Raw genomic sequence first — 17,529 nt, forward strand, 5'->3', positions numbered from 1 at the left:
AGGCCCTCCTAGTGATAGCCGTCGTCGTGGGTCACCTTGCCGCGGAACACGTAGTAGCTCCAGAAGGTGTAGCCCAGGATGAACGGGATGATGAACAGCGTGCCCACCAGCATGAAGCCCTGGCTCTGCGGCGGCGCTGCGGCGTCCCAGATCGAGATCGACGGCGGGATGATGTTCGGCCACAGGCTGATGCCCAGCCCGCTGTAGCCCAGGAAGATCAGCACCAACGTCAGCAGGAACGGGGTGTAGTGGGCATGGCGTGCCACCGCCCGCACCAGCCCGTACAAAGTGACCAGCACCAGGATCGGCACCGGCAGGAACCAGAACAGGTTGGGCAGGCTGAACCAGCGCGTGGCGATGTCCGGATGCGCCAGCGGCGTCCAGATACTCACCACACCGGTCACGGCCAGCAGCACGAAGGCCAGTGGGCGCGCCAGGTCATGCATCTTGCTCTGCAACGGGCCTTCGGTCTTCATGATCAGCCAGGTGCAGCCGAGCAAGGCATAGGCCACGATCAGCCCCACCCCGCAGAACAGGCTGAACGGCGTCAGCCAGTCCAGCGAGCCGCCTGCGTAGTTGCGTTCGACCACCTTGAAGCCTTCGATGAATGCGCCCAGTGCCACGCCCTGGAAGAAGGTCGCGGCCAGCGAACCGCCGATGAACGCCTTGTCCCACAGGTGGCGCTTGTCGGCCTTGGCCTTGAAGCGGAACTCGAAGGCCACGCCACGGAAGATCAGCCCCATCAGCATCAGCATCAACGGCAGGTACAGCGCCGAGAGCACCACCGCATAGGCCAACGGGAAGGCGCCGAACAGCGCCGCCCCGCCCAGCACCAGCCAGGTCTCGTTGCCGTCCCAGACCGGGGCGACGGTGTTCATCATCACATCGCGGTCGCGCTCGCCCTTGACGAAGGGAAACAGGATGCCGATGCCCAGGTCGAAGCCGTCCATCACCACGTACATCATGATGCCGAAGATGATGATCACGGCCCAGATAAGCGGAAGATCAATACCCATGAGTCAGTTCCCCTTGCTCAGGCTGGCGTGGTCGTCGGCATGGTCGTCGTCGGCAGCCGACAACGGCCGCGCCGGGGTGCGATGCTGGCCAGGCCCGCCATGGGTCGGCTCGTCGCCCTCGCCGGTTTCCGGCCCCTTGCGCACCAGACGCATCATGTAGCCGAGCCCCGCGCCGAACAGCGCGAAGTACACCACCACGAACATCACCAGGGTGATGCCCAGTTGCGCATAGCTGTGGTTGGACACGCCATCGGCGGTACGCATCAGCCCGTACACCACCCACGGCTGGCGACCGACCTCGGTGGTGAACCAGCCGGCCAGGATCGCGATCAGCCCGGACGGGCCCATCCACAGGGTCAGGTAGAGGAACGGGCGCGAGCTGTACAGGGTGCCGCGCTTGCGCAGCCACAGGCTCCACAGGCCCACGGCGATCATCAGCATGCCCAGCCCGACCATGATGCGGAACGACCAGAACACCACGGTGGAGTTGGGCCGGTCTTCAGGCGGGAACTCCTTCATCGCCGGCACCTGCTTGTCCAGGCTGTGGGTCAGGATCAGGCTGCCCAGTGCCGGGATCTCCAGCTTGAAGTGGGTGGTCTCGTTCTTCATGTCGGGGATGCCGAACAGGATCAGCGGGGTCGGCTCGTCGCCGACGTTTTCCCAGTGGCCTTCGATGGCGGCGATCTTCACCGGCTGGTGCTTGAGGGTGTTGAGCCCGTGGAAGTCGCCGATCACCGCCTGCACCGGCGCCACGATCAGCGCCATCCACATGGCCATCGAGAGCATCTTGCGAATCGCCGGGTTGTCCTTGCCGCGCAGCAGGTGCCAGGCGGCCGAGGCGCCGACGAAGAAGGCCGTGGCCACGAATGCTGCCGTGGCCATGTGCGCCAGGCGGTAGGGGAAGGACGGGTTGAAGATCACCGCGAACCAGTCGACCGGGATCACCACGCCGTTGACGATTTCATAACCTTGCGGGGTCTGCATCCAGCTGTTGGACGCCAGGATCCAGAAGGTGGAGATCAGCGTGCCGACGGCGACCATGATGGTGGCGAAGAAGTGCAGGCCGCGCCCGACCTTGTTCCAGCCGAACAGCATGACACCCAGAAAGCCCGCTTCGAGGAAGAACGCGGTGAGCACCTCATAGGTCAGCAACGGACCGGTGATCGAGCCGGCGAAGTCCGAGAAGCGGCTCCAGTTGGTGCCGAACTGGTACGCCATGACCAGGCCGGAGACCACGCCCATGCCGAAGTTGACGGCAAAGATCTTCGACCAGAAGTGGTACAGGTCGCGGTAGACGCTGTTGTGGGTCTTGAGCCACAGGCCTTCGAGCACCGCCAGGTAACTCGCCAGGCCGATGGTGATGGCCGGGAACAGGATGTGGAAAGAGATCGTAAACGCAAACTGGATTCGGGCGAGATCTAGAGCCTCTAATCCGAACATAGTGCTTCCTCTGTCAGGTTATCCGGCGTCAGGGTCACGGCCTTGGCGCCAACTGCCCCTACGTCATTGAGTGCGGCGAGTTGGAATTGTTCTGAAAACTTGCAATCGCAGGGAATTCGGCCCTCCGGCCACATCGTTGCATTTGAAACAGTTGCAAAAACAACAATTGATCCAGGTCAACGATTGCCTGAAAGCATAGTCCTGAACGGGCCGCATGGTTGTGTGGTGGTTTGCCGCGTGACCGGTTGCCTCACCCCCTTTACGCACACAGGAATCGGTGCGCCTACCGCACGGGGATGACGGCTTTCGCAACCTGCTGTTACAAACTGGTGATAATCTGCCCCGCCGCCCCCGCAAAGGCTCTGTATCGCACATGTCAGACCATGCCCCGCTCCTGCTGCGCCATCACCGCCCCTTCCTGGCGTTCTGGTGCGCGCGAATTTTCACTGCCAGCGGCTTCCAGATGCTCACCGTGGCCATCGGCTGGCACCTCTATCAGCTGACCGGCAACGTGCTCGACCTGGGCCTGGTGGGCCTGGTGGAATTCGCCCCGCGGGTGCTGTTCATGCTGCACACCGGGCATGTGGCCGACCGCTATGACCGGCGCCGGGTGGCAGCGCTGTGCCAGTTCGCCCAGGCGCTGATCGCCCTGGCGCTGGTGGTGGGCAGCAGCACCCACAGCGTGACCCGCGAACTGATCTTCGTGCTGGCGTTCCTGCTGGGCAGTGCGCGCTCTTTCGAGATGCCGGCCACCCAGGCGTTGCTGCCCAACGTGGTGCCCTCGGCGCTGTTCCCGCGGGCAGTGGCCGCATCGGCCTCGGCCATGCAGTCGGCGACCATCGTCGCGCCGGCGCTGGGGGGCTTTCTGTATGCCTTTGGCAGCGTGTGGGTGTATGGCCCGACCGTGGTGCTGTACGTGATCGCCTGCTGCCTGACCTTGCGCCTGAGCGCCGCCCGCCAGCCGGCCAACCGGGGCCGGGCGAGCCTGGAATCGCTGCTGGCGGGCATTCGCTTCATTCGCAGCCGCCCGGACGTGCTCGGCGCGGTGTCGCTGGACCTGTTCGCGGTGCTGCTGGGCGGCGCCACGGCGTTGCTGCCGGTGTTCGCCAAGGACATCCTGCTGACCGGCCCGTGGGGCCTGGGCCTGTTGCGCTCGGCGCCGGCGGTGGGGGCGCTGCTGATGTCGGTGTGGCTGGCGCGCTTTCCCATCGAGCGCAAGGTCGGGCGGGTGATGTTCACGGCGGTGGGGGTCTTTGGCGTGGCGACCATTGCCTTCGGCCTGTCGACCTCGTTCTGGTTCTCGCTGGGCGTGCTGGCGGTGCTGGGCGCGGCGGACATGATCAGCATGGTGATCCGCAGCGCGTTCGTGCAACTGGAGACGCCGGACGAGATGCGTGGTCGGGTAAGCGCGGTGAACGGGTTGTTCATCGGCGCCTCGAACCAGCTGGGCGAGTTCGAGTCCGGGGTCACGGCGCACTGGTTCGGCACCGTGCCGGCGGTGGTGCTGGGCGGGGTGGGCACGCTGGTGGTGACGGGCGTGTGGATCAAGCTGTTCCCGACGCTGGCGGGGCGCGATCACATGCATACCCAGAAAAAGGGCTGACCGCGCGCACCCAATCACGGGTCAAGCTTGCTCCCACAAGGGCCTCACTGAATCTGTGGGGGCGGGATTGACCCGCGATGAGGCCAGCCAGATCAAAGCATCAGGGTCATCTGCCGCTCATACCCCACCCGCCCGCGATACCCCTCGCCGCTGTCCACCCACCCCGCCGCGCGGTACAGCCTCAACGCCGCCTGATTGTCGGTATCCACCGACAGTTGCAGGCAACGCACCTGCGGCCACACTTCGCGCACCCGCGCCGGCAGCGCCGCCAGGCACCAGCGGCCAAGCCCCTGCCCCTGCGCCCGCCAGTCCACCTGCAGGGCATGCAAGGTGGCCGCATCATGGCGGGCCCACGGCGGCAGGTGTGCACCACGCTTGAGCAGCAGGAAGCCCTGCGGCACGCCCCCCACCAGCAGCGCCAGCCCGCGCACATCGTCGCCGGGCCGGTTCAGCAGGGTATGCAGCGCGCCCTCGATGTCACCGCAAAACGCCCGCTGCGCCGCCAGCACCTCGATGCCGGGCAGGCCTGCGCGCTGGGCCGGGGTCAGCGCATCGTAGTGAATCAGCTGCACGGTCATGGTCCTGGTCCAAAAGTGGCGGTCTTGCTGATATGATGCGCGGCTTTTTTGCGGCCCATTCAAAAATCACTCAGTCCGGCACCCCGTGTCCGGTACAGTCTGTGCTTTGCTGATGGGGTCGAACATTCAAGGCGCCGCAGTGCGCCACGGGGAGCTGGCATGCTGGAAAGGCTGTTTCAACTGAAAGCGCACAATACCAACGTGCGCACCGAAATCCTGGCGGGGGTCACCACCTTCCTGGCCATGGCCTACATCCTGTTCGTCAACCCGAGCATCCTCGGCGAGACCGGCATGGACAAGGGCGCGATCTTCGTCGCCACGTGCCTGGCTGCCGCCATCGGTTCGGCGGTGATGGGGCTGATCGCCAACTACCCGATCGCGCTGGCGCCGGGCATGGGCCTGAACGCCTTCTTCACCTACACCGTGGTGCTGCACATGGGCCACACCTGGCAGGTGGCACTGGGGGCGGTATTCATTTCGGCAGTGCTGTTCTTCCTGCTGTCGATCTTTCGCATCCGCGAATGGATCGTCAACAGCATTCCGCTGCCGCTGCGTTCGGCAATTGCCGCCGGCATCGGCCTGTTCCTGGCGCTGATCGCCCTGCACAACGCCGGCATCGTGGTCGACAACCCGGCCACCCTGGTGGGCCTGGGCGACCTGCGCAACCCGGCACCGGTACTGGCCACCCTGGGCTTCTTCCTGATCGTCGCGCTCGAGGCGATGAAGGTACGCGGCGCCGTGCTGATCGGCATCCTGGCGGTCACCGTCGCCTCCATCGGCCTGGGCTACACCCCGTTCAACGGCATCGTGTCGATGCCGCCCTCGCTGGCCCCGACCTTCCTGCAGCTGGACATCAAGGGCGCACTGGATGTCGGCCTGATCAGCGTGATCTTCGCCTTCCTGTTCGTCGACCTGTTCGACAACTCTGGCACCCTGATCGGCGTGGCCAAGCGCGCCGGGCTGATGGGCAAAGACGGCCACATGCCGAAGATGGGCCGCGCCCTGATCGCCGACAGCACCGCGGCCATGGCCGGCTCGCTGCTGGGCACCTCGACCACCACCAGCTATATCGAATCGGCGGCCGGCGTGAGTGCTGGCGGACGCACCGGGCTGACCGCCATCGTGGTGGCTGGGCTGTTCCTGCTGGCACTGTTCTTCGCCCCGCTGGCCGGCAGCGTGCCGGCCTTCGCAACCGCGCCTGCACTGCTGTTCGTCGCCGTGCTGATGGCCTCGGGCCTGGCGGAAATCAACTGGGACGACGTGACCGAGGCCGCCCCGGTGGTGGTCACCGCGCTGGCCATGCCGCTGACCTATTCGATTGCCAACGGCATCGCCTTCGGCTTCATCTCCTGGACCGTGATCAAGCTGATCTCGGGCCGCCGGCATGAACTGAACTCGGCGCTGGTGGTGCTCTCCATCCTGTTCGTGATCAAGCTGGGCTGGTACGCCGCATGAGTTCCGTCTACGACCCGACTACCTACACCGCGCAGCTTGAGGCCAAGGTCGAGCGCCTGCGCGCACTGCTGGCGCCATTCGGCGCACCGGAGCCGGCGGTGTTCGACTCGCCGCGCGAGCATTACCGCCTGCGTGCCGAGTTTCGCCTGTGGCGCGAGAACGAGCAGCGTCACTACGCGATGTTCGCCCCGGGTGAAAAGCACCAGGCGATCCTGATCGACGACTTCCCCATCGCCAGCCAGCGCATCAACCAGTTGATGCCGCAGCTCAAGGCGGCGTGGCAGGCCAGTTCGGCGCTGAGCTTCAAGCTGTTCCAGGTGGAGTTCCTGACCACCCTGGCGGGCGACGCGATGATCACCCTGTGCTACCACCGTCCACTGGACGAGCATTGGGAAGCCGCTGCCCGGCAACTGGCGACCGACCTGGGCGTGAGCATCATCGGGCGCTCCAAGGGCAAGCGCGTGGTGATCGGCCGTGACTATGCGGTTGAAGAGCTGGCCGTGGGCGGGCGCACTTTCCGCTATCGCCAGCCAGAAGGCGCGTTCACCCAGCCCAACGGCACGGTGAACCAGAAGATGCTCAACTGGGCCTACGAGGCCCTGGGCGAGCGCGAGGACGACCTGCTGGAGCTGTACTGCGGCAACGGCAACTTCACCCTGCCGCTGGCCACGCGGGTGCGCAAGGTGCTGGCCACCGAGATCAGCAAGACCTCGGTGAACGCCGCGCTGCACAACCTGGACGACAACGGCGTGGATAACGTGCGCCTGGTGCGCCTGTCGGCCGAAGAGCTGACCGAGGCCCTGAACGAGGTGCGGCCGTTCCGGCGCCTGGAAGGCATCGACCTGAAAAGCTATGCCTTTGGCAGCGTGTTCGTCGACCCGCCGCGCGCGGGCATGGACCCGGACACCTGCGAGCTGACCCGGCGCTTCGATAACATCCTGTACATCTCGTGCAACCCCGAGACACTGGCGGCGAACATCGAGCAGTTGAGCGATACGCACCGTATCGAGCGGTGTGCGCTGTTTGACCAGTTCCCGTATACGCACCATATGGAAAGCGGGGTGCTGCTGGTTCGGCGCTAGGCCCGGATCGGCGGTGTTCTATCGCGGGTCAAGCCCGCTCACACAGGAATGTCACGGCTCTGAAGGGCAGTGGGGTACCTGTGGGAGCGGGCTTGACCCGCGATGGCCCTAACCTGAGTACATCAACAGCGGCACCACCTGGTCCGCGTCCGTCAACGCCCCATGGTGCCCGCGCCACTGGCTGGGGTGCTTCTCCTCCACGCTGCGAATGATCCCGCCGGCCCCGGTCGGAACCACGATCAGGTCCCCGATACGCCCCTCGGCCTGGCTCAGCATCACGTCCCCGAACAACCCCGCGCCAATCGCCTGCGCCTTGCTCAACACCCGGTATTCATCCCCCAGGCGGTTCTGCCAGCGCTCGTGCACGCGGTCCTGCTGATGCTCGTGGGTGTACAGGTAGCGCGCCCGGATGTCCCCGGCCATCGCCCGCACCCCGTCCTGCAAGGCACTGTCGGTATCGAAGTCATGCACCTGGGCGCGGTCCAGGTCGAGCATGCCGTGGTCGGCAATCACGAGCATGCGCGCCGAGCGCGGCAGGCGCCCGGCAATGTCGCGGGCCAGCTGATCGGCAATCTCCAGTTGCCTGCACCAGTCGGGCGAGCCCGGCCCATACAGGTGCCCGGCAAAGTCCAGGTCACCGAAATAGGCAAAGCAGAAGGCTGGCGCCTCCACCTCCAGTGCGCTACGCACCAGCTCGGGATAGGCATCGTAGGCCGGCGCGGCAAGGATGCCGCCGGCCTTGTAGATGGCACGGGTGAAGTCCGAATCGGCAAAGCGCCCGAGCATGACCGTGCTGATCTGTACGCCCTGGGCGGCCGCGTCTTCCCAGGCGGTCTGCGGCACGATGAAGGAGGCCGCGACAGGCGCCGCGGTCGGCACGCTGCCCGTCTGCGCGGCCGCAGTGGTCCATGACAGCGGCGAGAACACCGAATGGGCATCCAGGGCGAAATCGCAGCCCACGATGCCATGCGCACCGCTGCCCATGCCGGAAGTCACCGCGGCCAGGCTGGCGGCAGTGGTGGCCGGGAAGCCGACCTTGAAATGGCTGTCGGGCTGCATCAGCGCGGCCAGGAACGGTGCATGCTCGGCGTGCGCCTTGAGCAGGTTCCAGCCCAAGCCGTCGATCAACAGCAGGCAGGTGGCTGTAGAGCGCTCGAGCCGGAACGGATTCCTGAAGCCCCTGGCGCCCAACCCGGCGAAAACCGACTGGGTCAGGCTGGCCAGGCCCGGCCAGGTGTCGTGAACGTCCCGCATCTCTTCGAACTGCGCCGCCATGTCGCCCTCCGTGGTGCCGTGCAAAACAACAGGTTTAGCACAGCTTGTTCGATCAGCGAACAGAAACGATCAATGCACGGCCCGCCCCGATTGACCCTATTAACCAGTCAGTACATTTTAGTCGTGACGCTCCCTCCCCCCTGCCAAGAACAACAATGGAGTTTTACCGATGAGTTTGGCCTCCCCTTCCGGCATTCTCGCCGGCCTGATCGGCGCCGGCATCCAGGCCTCGCGTACCCCGGCCCTGCACGAGCACGAAGGCGCCGCCCAGGGCATCAACTACCTGTACCGGCTGATCGACCTGGACCAGCTGAAGCTGAACAGCAGCGCCCTCGAAGAACTGCTGACCGCGGCCGAGTACATGGGCTTTACCGGGCTCAACATCACCTTCCCGTGCAAGCAGGCGATCGTGCCCCTGCTCGACGAGCTGTCGCCCGAGGCGCGTGGTATCGGCGCGGTGAACACCGTGGTGCTCAAGGACGGTCGACGCATCGGCCACAACACCGACTGTCTGGGGTTTGCCGAGGGCTTCAGGCGTGGCCTGGGTGATGTTTCACGTCGTCATGTGGTGCAGATGGGGGCAGGCGGTGCGGGTGCCGCGGTGGCCCATGCGCTGCTCAGCGAAGGGGTGGCCCAGCTGACGCTCTTCGATGTGGAGCCCGCCCGGGCCCAGGCACTGGCAGACAACCTCAACCAGCATTTCGAGGGCAGCCCGGCACGCTGCGGGCATGACCTGCAAGCGGCCATGGGCCAGGCCTGCGGGCTGGTCAACACCACCCCCATGGGCATGGCCAAGCTGCCGGGCATGCCGGTGCCCAGGGCGCTGCTGCGCGCCGAAATGTGGGTGGCCGAGATCGTGTACTTCCCGCTGGAGACCCTATTGCTGCGCGAGGCGCGGGCACTGGGATGCCGCACGCTCAACGGGGCCAACATGGCGGTGTTTCAGGCGGTGAAGGCCTTCGAGCTGTTCAGCGGCGTGGTGCCGGATGCACAGCGCATGATCGGGCACTTCAACAGCCTGGGGGATTGAACGCTTAGCCGGCACCTGTACAGGGTGATCAACCCATAGGTGCCGGCCCTGCCGGCGACTGGAGGCTCCCCGGCATCACGCCTGCAGGTAGCGCAGCACCGACTCGCAGATCATCTCGCGGTGCTTGTCCTTGAGCGCCTTGTCCTCGAAATCCACCTGGAAGATCTCGCCAAAGGTGTGCCGGTTGGACACGCGATAGAAGCAGAACGAGCTGATCAGCAGGTGAACGTCCAGCGCCGTCAGGCCCTGGCGGAACACCCCCTCGGCAGCCCCGCGCTGGAGTATCTCGTCCAGCGCGGTGAGCACCGTCTTGTTCATCGAGCGGATCGCGGCCGACTGCTTGACGTACTCGCCGTGGTGCATGTTTTCGTTGCACACGATACGCACGAAGTCGACGTTGCGATCATGGTGATCGAAGGTGAACTCGATCAGCCGGCGAATGCCCTGGCGCGGCTCCAGTTCAGCCAGGTGCAGGTTGCTTTCGGTGCTGCGGATATCGCCGTAAAGCTTCTCCAGCACCTCCACATACAGCTGCTCCTTGCTGTTGAAGTAGTAGTAGATCATGCGCTTGGAGGTCTGGGTGCGCTCGGCGATCGCATCGACCCGGGCACCGGCCAGGCCTTGCTGCACGAACTCGCTGATGGCCGCCTGCAGAATGTTCTCGCGGGTTTTCTCAGGATTGTTCTTGCGGCTCTTGCGCGGCGCCTCGGCAGGTGCCGCCAAGGGTGCTGGAGTTGTCGTCATACGGGGCTCTTGACCAGTCGGTTAACCGCGCGATTATGGCCCCGGGGTGCGCCAGAAGAAAGCCTGACGGGCGCTGACACGTTACAGCTTGGCATGCCGCAGCCCGCCGCTGCGCGCCTTGGCCATCGCCGCCAGGCGCACCGCGACGTTGGCCGCGCCGTAACCGCTGTAGCCATTGCGCCGCTGCAGCACCTCGAAAAAGAAGCGCTCCTCGAACGGCTCGGTGTACACGTGGAACAGCTCGCCGCCCTGGGCATCACGGTCGTACAGCACGTTGTAGTAGGCCAGCTCGCTCAGGAACTGATCGTCGAAGTCGAACCGGGCCGCCAGGTCGTCGTAGTAGTTCAGCGGGATATCGAGCAGCGCCACACCGGCTTCCTTGGCGCGCTTGACGGCGGCGAAGATGTCCTGGCAGTCGAAGGCGATGTGATGCACGCCCGAGCCGCGGTAGTTGGACAGCGCGTGGGCAATCGCGGTGTTGCGGTTTTCGGAGATGTTCAACGGCAGCCGGATCGAACTGCACTGGCTGCGCAGGGCGCGGCTCTTGACCAGGCCATAGGGATCGGGAAGCACCACCTCGTCATCGGCGCTGAAGTCGAGCAGGCTTTTGTAGAACAGCACCCAGCTGTCCAGGCTGTCGGCCGGCAGGGCAAGTGCCATGTGGTCGATGCGGGTCAGGCCCAGGCCATGGGCCGGTTGCTCGCTGAGGCTGAAGTCGGTGTCGTAGATGGTGCGCCCGTCCGCGCCCTGGTCCACCAGGTAGATCAGGCTGCCGTCGGGGGCGCGTACCGCTGCCAGCTCACGTTCGTTGGGCCCCACCAGGCCACGATAGGGCTGGCCGTGATAGGCCACCGCCCTGGCCAGCGCCTGGGCGCTGTGCCTGACCCGGATCGCCGTGGCGCACAGCGACGGGCCGTGGCTTTCGAAGAAGTTGTGCGCGAACGAATAGGGTTCGGCGTTGAGGATCAGGTTGATCTCGCCCTGGCGCAGCAGGCTCACATTCTTCGAGCGATGCTTGCCGGCACGGGCAAAGCCCAGGCCTTCGAGCCAGTTGCCCAGCTTGGCGCCCGAGGCGTCGTCGACCGCAAACTCGAGAAACTCGATGCCATCGCAGCTGCTGGCCGGCGGCGGCGCGAACAGCAGCTCGGGGTCGGCCAGCGGTGCGGTGCGTTCGAGCAACTGACGGGTCTTTTCCTCCAGGTACAGCAGCGAACGCAGGCCGTCGGCGGCATTGGCCCGTGGCGGCGCGGCACGAAAACCGTCGTTGAAGATCTCCAGCGACAGCGGCCCGCGATAGCCGGCCTGCAGAATCGGCGCCAGAAACCCCGGCAGGTCGAACTCGCCCTGCCCCGGGAAGCAGCGAAAATGCCGGCTCCACTCCAGCACATCCATGGCCAGGATCGGCGCATCGGCCATCTGCACGAAGAAGATCTTGTCCCCCGGCACCTGCGCGATGGCGCTGGGGTCGCCCTTGAGCGACAGGGTGTGGAAGCTGTCGAGGATCATGCCCAGGTTGGCGTGATCGGCCTGGCGCACGATGTCCCACACCTGCTGCCAGGTGTTCACGTGCCGCCCCCAGGCCAGCGCCTCGTAGCCGATGCGCACACCGTGGGCGGCGGCCCGCTCGGCCAGCAGGCTCAGGTCGTCGACCAGCAGTTGCTGGCCGCCCAGCGCGTCGGCCGACACGTTGCTGCACACCAGCACCAGGTCGGTGCCCAGTTCCTGCATCAGTTCGAACTTGCGCTCGGCGCGCTCCAGGTTGCGCGCCAGGCGCCCGCGCGGGCAGCCCTCGAAATCGCGAAACGGCTGGAAAAGGGTGATGTCCAGCCCCAGGTCGGTGCAGCGCTGGCGAATCTCGCGGGGGCTGCCGTCGTAGTAGAGAAGGTCGTTTTCGAAGATCTCCACGCCGTCGAATCCGGCGGCGGCAATGGCTTCGAGTTTTTCCGGCAAGGTGCCGCTCAGGGACACGGTGGCAATCGAACGCTGCATCTTCAGGCTCCAACGGGCAGGCAGTGCCCAGCTGCACGAATTATTGGCTGGGGTTTATCCTAGCTCAATCAAAAGGTACGAACTGGTTAGTTTTGTGTGCGATTATCGCCCAGTACCCGCCCAGATCAATTGACCCTTTTTTGACCAATGCGCACCATTTCTTACCACCGGGCAGACGAGCATCTTGCCAAAAGCACCGACGAACCTGCCGTAGTCGACTGGTGTACCGCGTGTCATCCTGGCTTGACCCATAAACATAAAAATACGGGTAATCACCACATGATCCACAGCCAAAGCACTCCCCTGGCCCAGCCATCGGCCAGTACCCCGCACGCCGGTATCGGCGACAAGATCCGTGGCGCCATGGGCGTCGGCAAGACCCGCTGGGTGATGCTGGCGCTGGTATTCTTCGCCACCACCCTGAACTACATCGACCGCGCCGCACTGGGCGTGATGCAGCCGATCCTGGCCAAGGAAATGAGCTGGACGGCGATGGACTACGCCAACATCAACTTCTGGTTCCAGGTGGGCTACGCCATCGGCTTCGTGCTGCAGGGCCGGCTGATCGACCGCATCGGCGTCAAGCGCGTGTTCTTCTGCGCGGTGCTGCTGTGGAGCCTGGCCACTGGCGCCCACGGCCTGGCCACCTCGGCGGTGGGCTTCATGGTCTGTCGCTTCATCCTCGGCCTGACCGAAGCGGCCAACTACCCGGCCTGCGTGAAGACCACCCGGCTGTGGTTCCCGGCGGGCGAGCGGGCGGTGGCCACCGGCATCTTCAACGCCGGCACCAACGTCGGCGCCATGTTCACCCCGATGCTGCTGCCGCTGATCCTCACTGTGTGGGGCTGGCAGGCGGCGTTCATGGCCATGGGCGCGCTGGGCCTGGTGTGGGCCACGTTCTGGGGCCTGAAGTACTTCAACCCGGAAAACCACCCGAGCGTGAGCAAGGCGGAACTGGCGTACATCCAGAGCGAGGTCGAGCCTGAACAGGCGGCCGTGCCGTTCACCCGTATCCTGCGCATGCGTGGCACCTGGGCCTTTGCCCTGGCCTACTCGATCACCGCGCCGGTGTTCTGGTTCTACCTGTACTGGCTGCCGCCGTTTCTGAACCAGCAGTACAACCTGGGCATCAGCGTCACGCAGATGGGCATCCCGCTGATCGTGATCTACCTCAGTGCCGACTTCGGCAGCGTGGGTGGCGGGATCCTGTCCTCGTTCATGATCGGCCGCGGCATGGCGCCGGTGAAGGCGCGGCTGCTGTCGATGCTGCTGTTCGCCACCACCATCGTCGGGGTGATCTTCGCCGCAGGCGCCAGCAGCCTGTGGGTGGCGGTACTGGCCATCTCCCTGGCGATTGCCGCGCACCAGGCCTGGACCGCCAACATCTGGAGCCTGGTGATGGACTACACGCCCAAGCACATGATGAGCACCGTGTTCGGCTTTGGCGGCATGTGCGCGGCCACCGGGGGGATGTTCATGACCCAGATCGTGGGGCATGTGCTGACCAGCACCAACAACAACTACACCGTGCTGTTCACCATGATTCCGGCGATGTATTTCATCGCGCTGCTGTGGATGTATTTCATGGCACCGCGCAGGATCCCGACAGTCGAGGCGTAAGCCCGGGCTGCAATGCAGCCCTTCGCCAGCAACGCTGGCTCCTACAGGGAGCCGGCGTTCATTACCTTGCGGGCCTTCTCCAGCGCCCACTGCGCGCGCTGCAGCGCACTCACCCCCTGCTCCAGCAACTGGCGCGTGGGGATCTCCAGGCTCAGCGGCAGGTCGGCCGGCAAGCTGTGCAGCAACCCGTTCAGGTCGCACTCCCCATCCCCGGGAAAACGTCGCTCGTTACGCGCCTGACGCAGGATCTCGGCCATGTCGTCGGGGCGCGGGCCCGCCACGTCGCACAGTTGCGCGTAGCGGATGCGCGAGGCCGGCAGGCGGCGCAGGTCTTCCAAGCGCGACGCCGAGCGATCGAAGTGGAAGGCATCGACCAGCACGCAGCCGTTGGCGCGCCCGGCGTTTTCGACGATGCGGGTGGCCTGGGTCAGGTCCTTGGCATCGGTCCACGGCATGAACTCCAGGTGCGGGTGCAGGCCATACGGCGCGGCCAGGTCGCACAGCGCCGCGAAGTTGTCGGTCAGGCGCTGTTCATCCGGGTCGTTGCCGGCAACCAGCAGCTCACTGGCACCGAAGTCGGCGCCCACCGCGAGCAGGGCCTCGAAGTTGGCGACCAGGGTGTCGGGCTTGAGCCGCAGAATCTCCACATCGAGCACCCGGATGCCGGTGTCGCGCAGGCGCTCGGCTGTCTGCCGGCGCAGGCCGGCGTCGCTTGCCAGCGGGAAGTGATGCTCTTCGGGGGTGGCCGGCTCGAGGCGCAGGCCGACATGGCTGTAGCCGGCCCGGGCGGCGACTTCGACCATCCGGGGTGGGGACAGCTCAAGGACAGTGAGGGCGGCCAGGGACATGACGCGTGGGTTCATGGAGGAGTCTCAGGTGCGTTGTTGTATTTGCATTATTTAGAACTTAGTTCCAATTTCAATGCAAGTACAAAAAAAACAGCTTTGCGCTCCGCAAAACTGCCTTTGTTTGCCTGAGGGCCGCTTCGCTGGCTTGCCAGCGAAGCGTCTAGACAAACAGCTCCGACGCCGGGCTGGCCGCCGACAGCTCGGCCGCCGCCGCCAGCAACGCCGGCGCCAGCTCGTGCAGGCGCGCCTCGTTCAGGCGCGCGGTCGGCCCGGCCACGCTCAACACCCCGACCACATGCCCATCCTGCGGGTGTCGCACCACCGCCGCCAACGCCGACGTACCCAGCGCCGAACTCTCCACCACCCACGCATAGCCCAGTTCCCGCGCCATGCGCAGGCGTTCCAGCAGCTGGGCATTGGAAGCCGGCGCGTTCGGCCCGAAGTCCTCGCGCCGGCCCACGCCCTGGCGCTCCACCAGCAGCAACGCCTGGGCATCGCTCAGGCTGGCCAGCCAGGCATGCCCCGAGGCGCTGTAGAACAGCGGCGCCTCACGCCCCATGTCCGGGTCGTAGCGCAGGCCGGAGCGGGCGCCCTGGGCCTTGGCGATCCACACCTGGCGCTCGCCGTCGATGATCCCCAGTCGCACCAGCTCGCCGGTCTGCGCGGCCAACTGGTCGAGAATCGGCTGGACGATGTCGGCACCGCTCTGGGCCAGGTAGCGAAAACCCATGCCCACCAGCTTGGTGCTCAGCAGGTACCGGCTGTTTTCCGGGTTCTGGCGCACGTAGCCCAGGCGCATCAGCTCGGCGAGCATGCGATGGGTCGCGCTCTTGGGGATGTCCAGCTGCTCGGCCAGGGTCTGCATCGGCAGCCCGCGCGGCTCGCTGGTGAGGCTTTCGAGAAGGCTGAAAGCACGTTCGATCTGACTGCCGGCCATGGTCACGGTCCCTGAAAATTTCGCCGATTCTAAAGAGCGCCGGGCAAAGCGCAAACCACTGTTCGATCTTCGCCCAACTTTGCAGGCGACGGCCTTGGCAGCCGACGTGCAATCATAGAATATGGAACTTCGTTCCAAAATAATAATTGCGCGCACTGCGAGGACCCAGCATGACTGCCCACACCCCTACCTCCCGCCCGGTGGACTGCGATGTCCTGGTCATCGGCTCCGGCGCTGCCGGCCTGAGCGCCGCGGTGACCGCCGCCTTTCACGGGCAGAAGGTCATCGTGGTCGAAAAGGACCCGGTGTTCGGCGGCGCCACGGCCTGGTCCGGCGGCTGGATGTGGGTACCGTGCAACCCGCTGGCACAGCGCGCCGGCATCGTCGAGGACCGTTCGCTGCCGCGCACCTACCTGCAACACGAACTGGGCGAACGCTTCGAACCGGCGATGATCGATGCGTTCCTGGAGGCGGCGCCCCACATGGTGTCGTTCTTCGAACGCCATACCGCCCTGCAGTTCGCCGACGGCAACGGCATTGCCGATATCCACGGCGACACGCCCGGGGCCGGCACGGGCGGGCGCTCGGTGATCGCCGCCCCGTATGACGGGCGCAAGGTCGGCAAGCTGCTCAGGCAGCTGCGCCGCACGATGCGCGAAACCTCATTCATGGGCATGCCGATCATGGCCGGCAAGGACCTTACCGCCTTTCTCACCCTGACCCGTTCGTGGCGCTCGCTGCTGCATGTGGGCAAGCGCCTGGCACGCCATCTGCTCGACCTCGCACGCTACGGCCGGGCGATGCAGCTGGTCAACGGCGTGGCCCTGATCGCGCGCCTGGCCAAGTCGGCCGAAGACCTCGGCGTGCTGCTGTGGGCATCGGCCCCGGCGCAGCGCCTGCTGCACAACGCTGGCCGGGTGACGGGGGCGGTGGTGCAGACGGCCAACGGCGACGTGAGCATTCATGCGCGCAAGGCCGTGGTGCTGGCAGCCGGCGGCTTCCCCAACGATATCGAGCGGCGCAAGGCGCTGTTCCCGCGTACCCCCACCGGGCATGAGCACCTGGCCTTGCCGCCGCTGGGCGCCAGCGGCGATGGCCTGCGCCTGGGCGAGAGCGTGGGCGCACACGTGGTCGACGACCTGGCAAGCCCGGTGGCCTGGGCCCCGGTGTCGAAAGTGCCGTACAAGGACGGCAGCTTCGGCCATTTCCCGCACATCATCGAACGTGCCAAGCCCGGCATCATCGGTGTGCTGGCCAACGGCAAGCGCTTCGTCAACGAAGCCAACGGCTATTACGACTACGTGAGTGCAATGGTCGCCAACGCGCCCGGCGAGCAGGTGGCCTCGTGGCTGATCTGCAGCCACGCCTTTCAGCGCCGCTACGGCCTGGGCATCTCCCGGCCCTTCCCACTGCCGGTGGAGCCCTTCATTCGCAGCGGCTACCTCAAGTGCGGCGACAGCATCGAGGCGCTGGCCATCGCCTGCGGCATCGACCCCCAGGGCCTGAGTGCCACGCTCAGCGACTACAACCGCCATGCGCGCCACGGCGAAGACCCGCAGTTCGGCCGTGGCAGCACGCCCTACAACCGCAAGCAGGGCGATGCGCTGCACCGGCCCAACCCGTGCGTGGCGCCCATCGAGCAGGGGCCGTTCTATGCGGTGAAGGTGGAGCCGGGCTGCTTCGGCACCTTTGCCGGGCTCAGGACCAATGCCCACGCCCAGGTACTGGATGCACAGCAGCAGCCAATTGCCGGCCTGTATGCCGCCGGCAGCGACATGCTCAGCATCATGGGCGGGCATTACCCGGCGGGCGGGATCAATCTGGGGCCGGCGACCACCTTCGGCTACATCGCCGGGCGGCACATTGCCGGGGTCAGTGCCTACGAGTAGGCGCGCCGGCTGCTGCTAGACTG

At 65.7% G+C, this 17,529-nt stretch carries 14 protein-coding genes; 6 read left to right on the plus strand and 8 right to left on the minus strand.

Annotation, left to right across the window (positions count from 1 at the left end; genetic code table 11):
- Positions 1 to 8: 8 nt before the first annotated feature.
- Together cydB and DN387_RS23610 are read right to left on the minus strand one after the other, a co-directional pair.
- Positions 9 to 1,016, minus strand: coding sequence for a cytochrome d ubiquinol oxidase subunit II (gene cydB, locus DN387_RS23605; RefSeq protein WP_043860577.1), 1,008 nt, complete (start codon positions 1,014 to 1,016; stop codon positions 9 to 11).
- Positions 1,017 to 1,019: 3 nt separating this feature from the next.
- Complete coding sequence (locus tag DN387_RS23610; RefSeq protein WP_054916563.1) at positions 1,020 to 2,456, minus strand: cytochrome ubiquinol oxidase subunit I; 1,437 nt, start codon at positions 2,454 to 2,456, stop codon at positions 1,020 to 1,022.
- Between the two features lie 373 nt (positions 2,457 to 2,829).
- On the opposite strand from DN387_RS23610, the gene DN387_RS23615 reads away from it, so the two are divergent.
- Entirely contained in the window at positions 2,830 to 4,059 is a 1,230-nt protein-coding gene (locus tag DN387_RS23615) for an MFS transporter (protein WP_054916562.1), read from the plus strand.
- 92 nt (positions 4,060 to 4,151) lie between these two features.
- On the opposite strand, the gene DN387_RS23620 is transcribed toward DN387_RS23615, so the two are convergent.
- On the minus strand, positions 4,152 to 4,637 hold the full coding sequence (locus DN387_RS23620; protein ID WP_054916561.1) for an N-acetyltransferase: 486 nt from the start codon (positions 4,635 to 4,637) through the stop codon (positions 4,152 to 4,154).
- A 159-nt stretch (positions 4,638 to 4,796) separates the two neighbouring features.
- On the opposite strand from DN387_RS23620, the gene DN387_RS23625 reads away from it, so the two are divergent.
- Together DN387_RS23625 and trmA are read left to right on the plus strand one after the other, a co-directional pair.
- Positions 4,797 to 6,092 (plus strand): NCS2 family permease, encoded by a 1,296-nt coding sequence (locus DN387_RS23625; RefSeq protein ID WP_043860685.1) that lies wholly within the window; start codon positions 4,797 to 4,799, stop codon positions 6,090 to 6,092.
- The gene (trmA, locus tag DN387_RS23630; protein ID WP_043860686.1) at positions 6,089 to 7,174 is read left to right on the plus strand and encodes a tRNA (uridine(54)-C5)-methyltransferase TrmA; all 1,086 of its coding nucleotides are present in this window, start codon (positions 6,089 to 6,091) and stop codon (positions 7,172 to 7,174) included. The genes DN387_RS23625 and trmA overlap by 4 nt, the downstream gene beginning before the upstream one ends.
- Positions 7,175 to 7,282: 108 nt before the next feature.
- Here trmA and DN387_RS23635 read toward each other — a convergent pair whose 3' ends face one another.
- Positions 7,283 to 8,449: an alkaline phosphatase family protein gene (locus DN387_RS23635; protein WP_054916560.1), complete on the minus strand. Its 1,167-nt coding sequence runs from the start codon at positions 8,447 to 8,449 to the stop codon at positions 7,283 to 7,285.
- Between the two features lie 175 nt (positions 8,450 to 8,624).
- Between DN387_RS23635 and DN387_RS23640 the strand changes: the two genes are divergently transcribed.
- The gene (locus DN387_RS23640) at positions 8,625 to 9,479 is read left to right on the plus strand and encodes a shikimate dehydrogenase (RefSeq protein WP_177333025.1); all 855 of its coding nucleotides are present in this window, start codon (positions 8,625 to 8,627) and stop codon (positions 9,477 to 9,479) included.
- Positions 9,480 to 9,554: 75 nt separating this feature from the next.
- Here the strand turns inward: DN387_RS23640 and DN387_RS23645 are convergent, their stop codons facing one another.
- Together DN387_RS23645 and quiC are read right to left on the minus strand one after the other, a co-directional pair.
- Positions 9,555 to 10,223 carry a TetR/AcrR family transcriptional regulator gene (locus DN387_RS23645; protein ID WP_043860689.1) on the minus strand — a complete coding sequence of 223 codons (669 nt, stop codon included), beginning with the start codon at positions 10,221 to 10,223 and terminating at the stop codon, positions 9,555 to 9,557.
- Between the two features lie 81 nt (positions 10,224 to 10,304).
- Positions 10,305 to 12,212, minus strand: a complete 1,908-nt coding sequence (quiC, locus tag DN387_RS23650) for a 3-dehydroshikimate dehydratase QuiC (protein ID WP_054916558.1) — start codon at positions 12,210 to 12,212, stop codon at positions 10,305 to 10,307.
- 279 nt (positions 12,213 to 12,491) lie between these two features.
- Between quiC and DN387_RS23655 the strand changes: the two genes are divergently transcribed.
- Entirely contained in the window at positions 12,492 to 13,832 is a 1,341-nt protein-coding gene (locus DN387_RS23655) for an MFS transporter (protein WP_043860691.1), read from the plus strand.
- Positions 13,833 to 13,873: 41 nt separating this feature from the next.
- On the opposite strand, the gene DN387_RS23660 is transcribed toward DN387_RS23655, so the two are convergent.
- Both DN387_RS23660 and DN387_RS23665 read right to left on the minus strand, forming a co-directional pair.
- Positions 13,874 to 14,695 carry a sugar phosphate isomerase/epimerase gene (locus DN387_RS23660; protein WP_054916557.1) on the minus strand — a complete coding sequence of 274 codons (822 nt, stop codon included), beginning with the start codon at positions 14,693 to 14,695 and terminating at the stop codon, positions 13,874 to 13,876.
- 145 nt (positions 14,696 to 14,840) lie between these two features.
- Positions 14,841 to 15,617 (minus strand): IclR family transcriptional regulator, encoded by a 777-nt coding sequence (locus DN387_RS23665; RefSeq protein ID WP_043860693.1) that lies wholly within the window; start codon positions 15,615 to 15,617, stop codon positions 14,841 to 14,843.
- Positions 15,618 to 15,787: 170 nt separating this feature from the next.
- Between DN387_RS23665 and DN387_RS23670 the strand changes: the two genes are divergently transcribed.
- Positions 15,788 to 17,506, plus strand: coding sequence for an FAD-dependent oxidoreductase (locus DN387_RS23670; protein WP_054916556.1), 1,719 nt, complete (start codon positions 15,788 to 15,790; stop codon positions 17,504 to 17,506).
- The last annotated feature ends 23 nt before the right edge of the window (positions 17,507 to 17,529 follow it).

Source organism: Pseudomonas sp. FBF18, assembly GCF_024261405.1.
In the GTDB taxonomy this organism is placed as follows: Bacteria; Pseudomonadota; Gammaproteobacteria; order Pseudomonadales; family Pseudomonadaceae; genus Aquipseudomonas; species Aquipseudomonas palmensis.

Bases quoted from the DNA above. Each gene is read 5' to 3' on its own strand.
- DN387_RS23645 (WP_043860689.1), bottom strand. From the start codon at position 10,223: ATGACGACAACTCCAGCACCCTTGGCGGCACCTGCCGAGGCGCCGCGC.
- DN387_RS23625 (WP_043860685.1), top strand. From the start codon at position 4,797: ATGCTGGAAAGGCTGTTTCAACTGAAAGCGCACAATACCAACGTGCGC.
- DN387_RS23620 (WP_054916561.1), bottom strand. From the start codon at position 4,637: ATGACCGTGCAGCTGATTCACTACGATGCGCTGACCCCGGCCCAGCGC.
- DN387_RS23670 (WP_054916556.1), top strand. From the start codon at position 15,788: ATGACTGCCCACACCCCTACCTCCCGCCCGGTGGACTGCGATGTCCTG.
- DN387_RS23610 (WP_054916563.1), bottom strand. From the start codon at position 2,456: ATGTTCGGATTAGAGGCTCTAGATCTCGCCCGAATCCAGTTTGCGTTT.
- DN387_RS23615 (WP_054916562.1), top strand. From the start codon at position 2,830: ATGTCAGACCATGCCCCGCTCCTGCTGCGCCATCACCGCCCCTTCCTG.
- DN387_RS23655 (WP_043860691.1), top strand. From the start codon at position 12,492: ATGATCCACAGCCAAAGCACTCCCCTGGCCCAGCCATCGGCCAGTACC.
- DN387_RS23665 (WP_043860693.1), bottom strand. From the start codon at position 15,617: ATGGCCGGCAGTCAGATCGAACGTGCTTTCAGCCTTCTCGAAAGCCTC.
- quiC (WP_054916558.1), bottom strand. From the start codon at position 12,212: ATGCAGCGTTCGATTGCCACCGTGTCCCTGAGCGGCACCTTGCCGGAA.
- cydB (WP_043860577.1), bottom strand. From the start codon at position 1,016: ATGGGTATTGATCTTCCGCTTATCTGGGCCGTGATCATCATCTTCGGC.
- DN387_RS23635 (WP_054916560.1), bottom strand. From the start codon at position 8,449: ATGGCGGCGCAGTTCGAAGAGATGCGGGACGTTCACGACACCTGGCCG.
- DN387_RS23660 (WP_054916557.1), bottom strand. From the start codon at position 14,695: ATGAACCCACGCGTCATGTCCCTGGCCGCCCTCACTGTCCTTGAGCTG.
- trmA (WP_043860686.1), top strand. From the start codon at position 6,089: ATGAGTTCCGTCTACGACCCGACTACCTACACCGCGCAGCTTGAGGCC.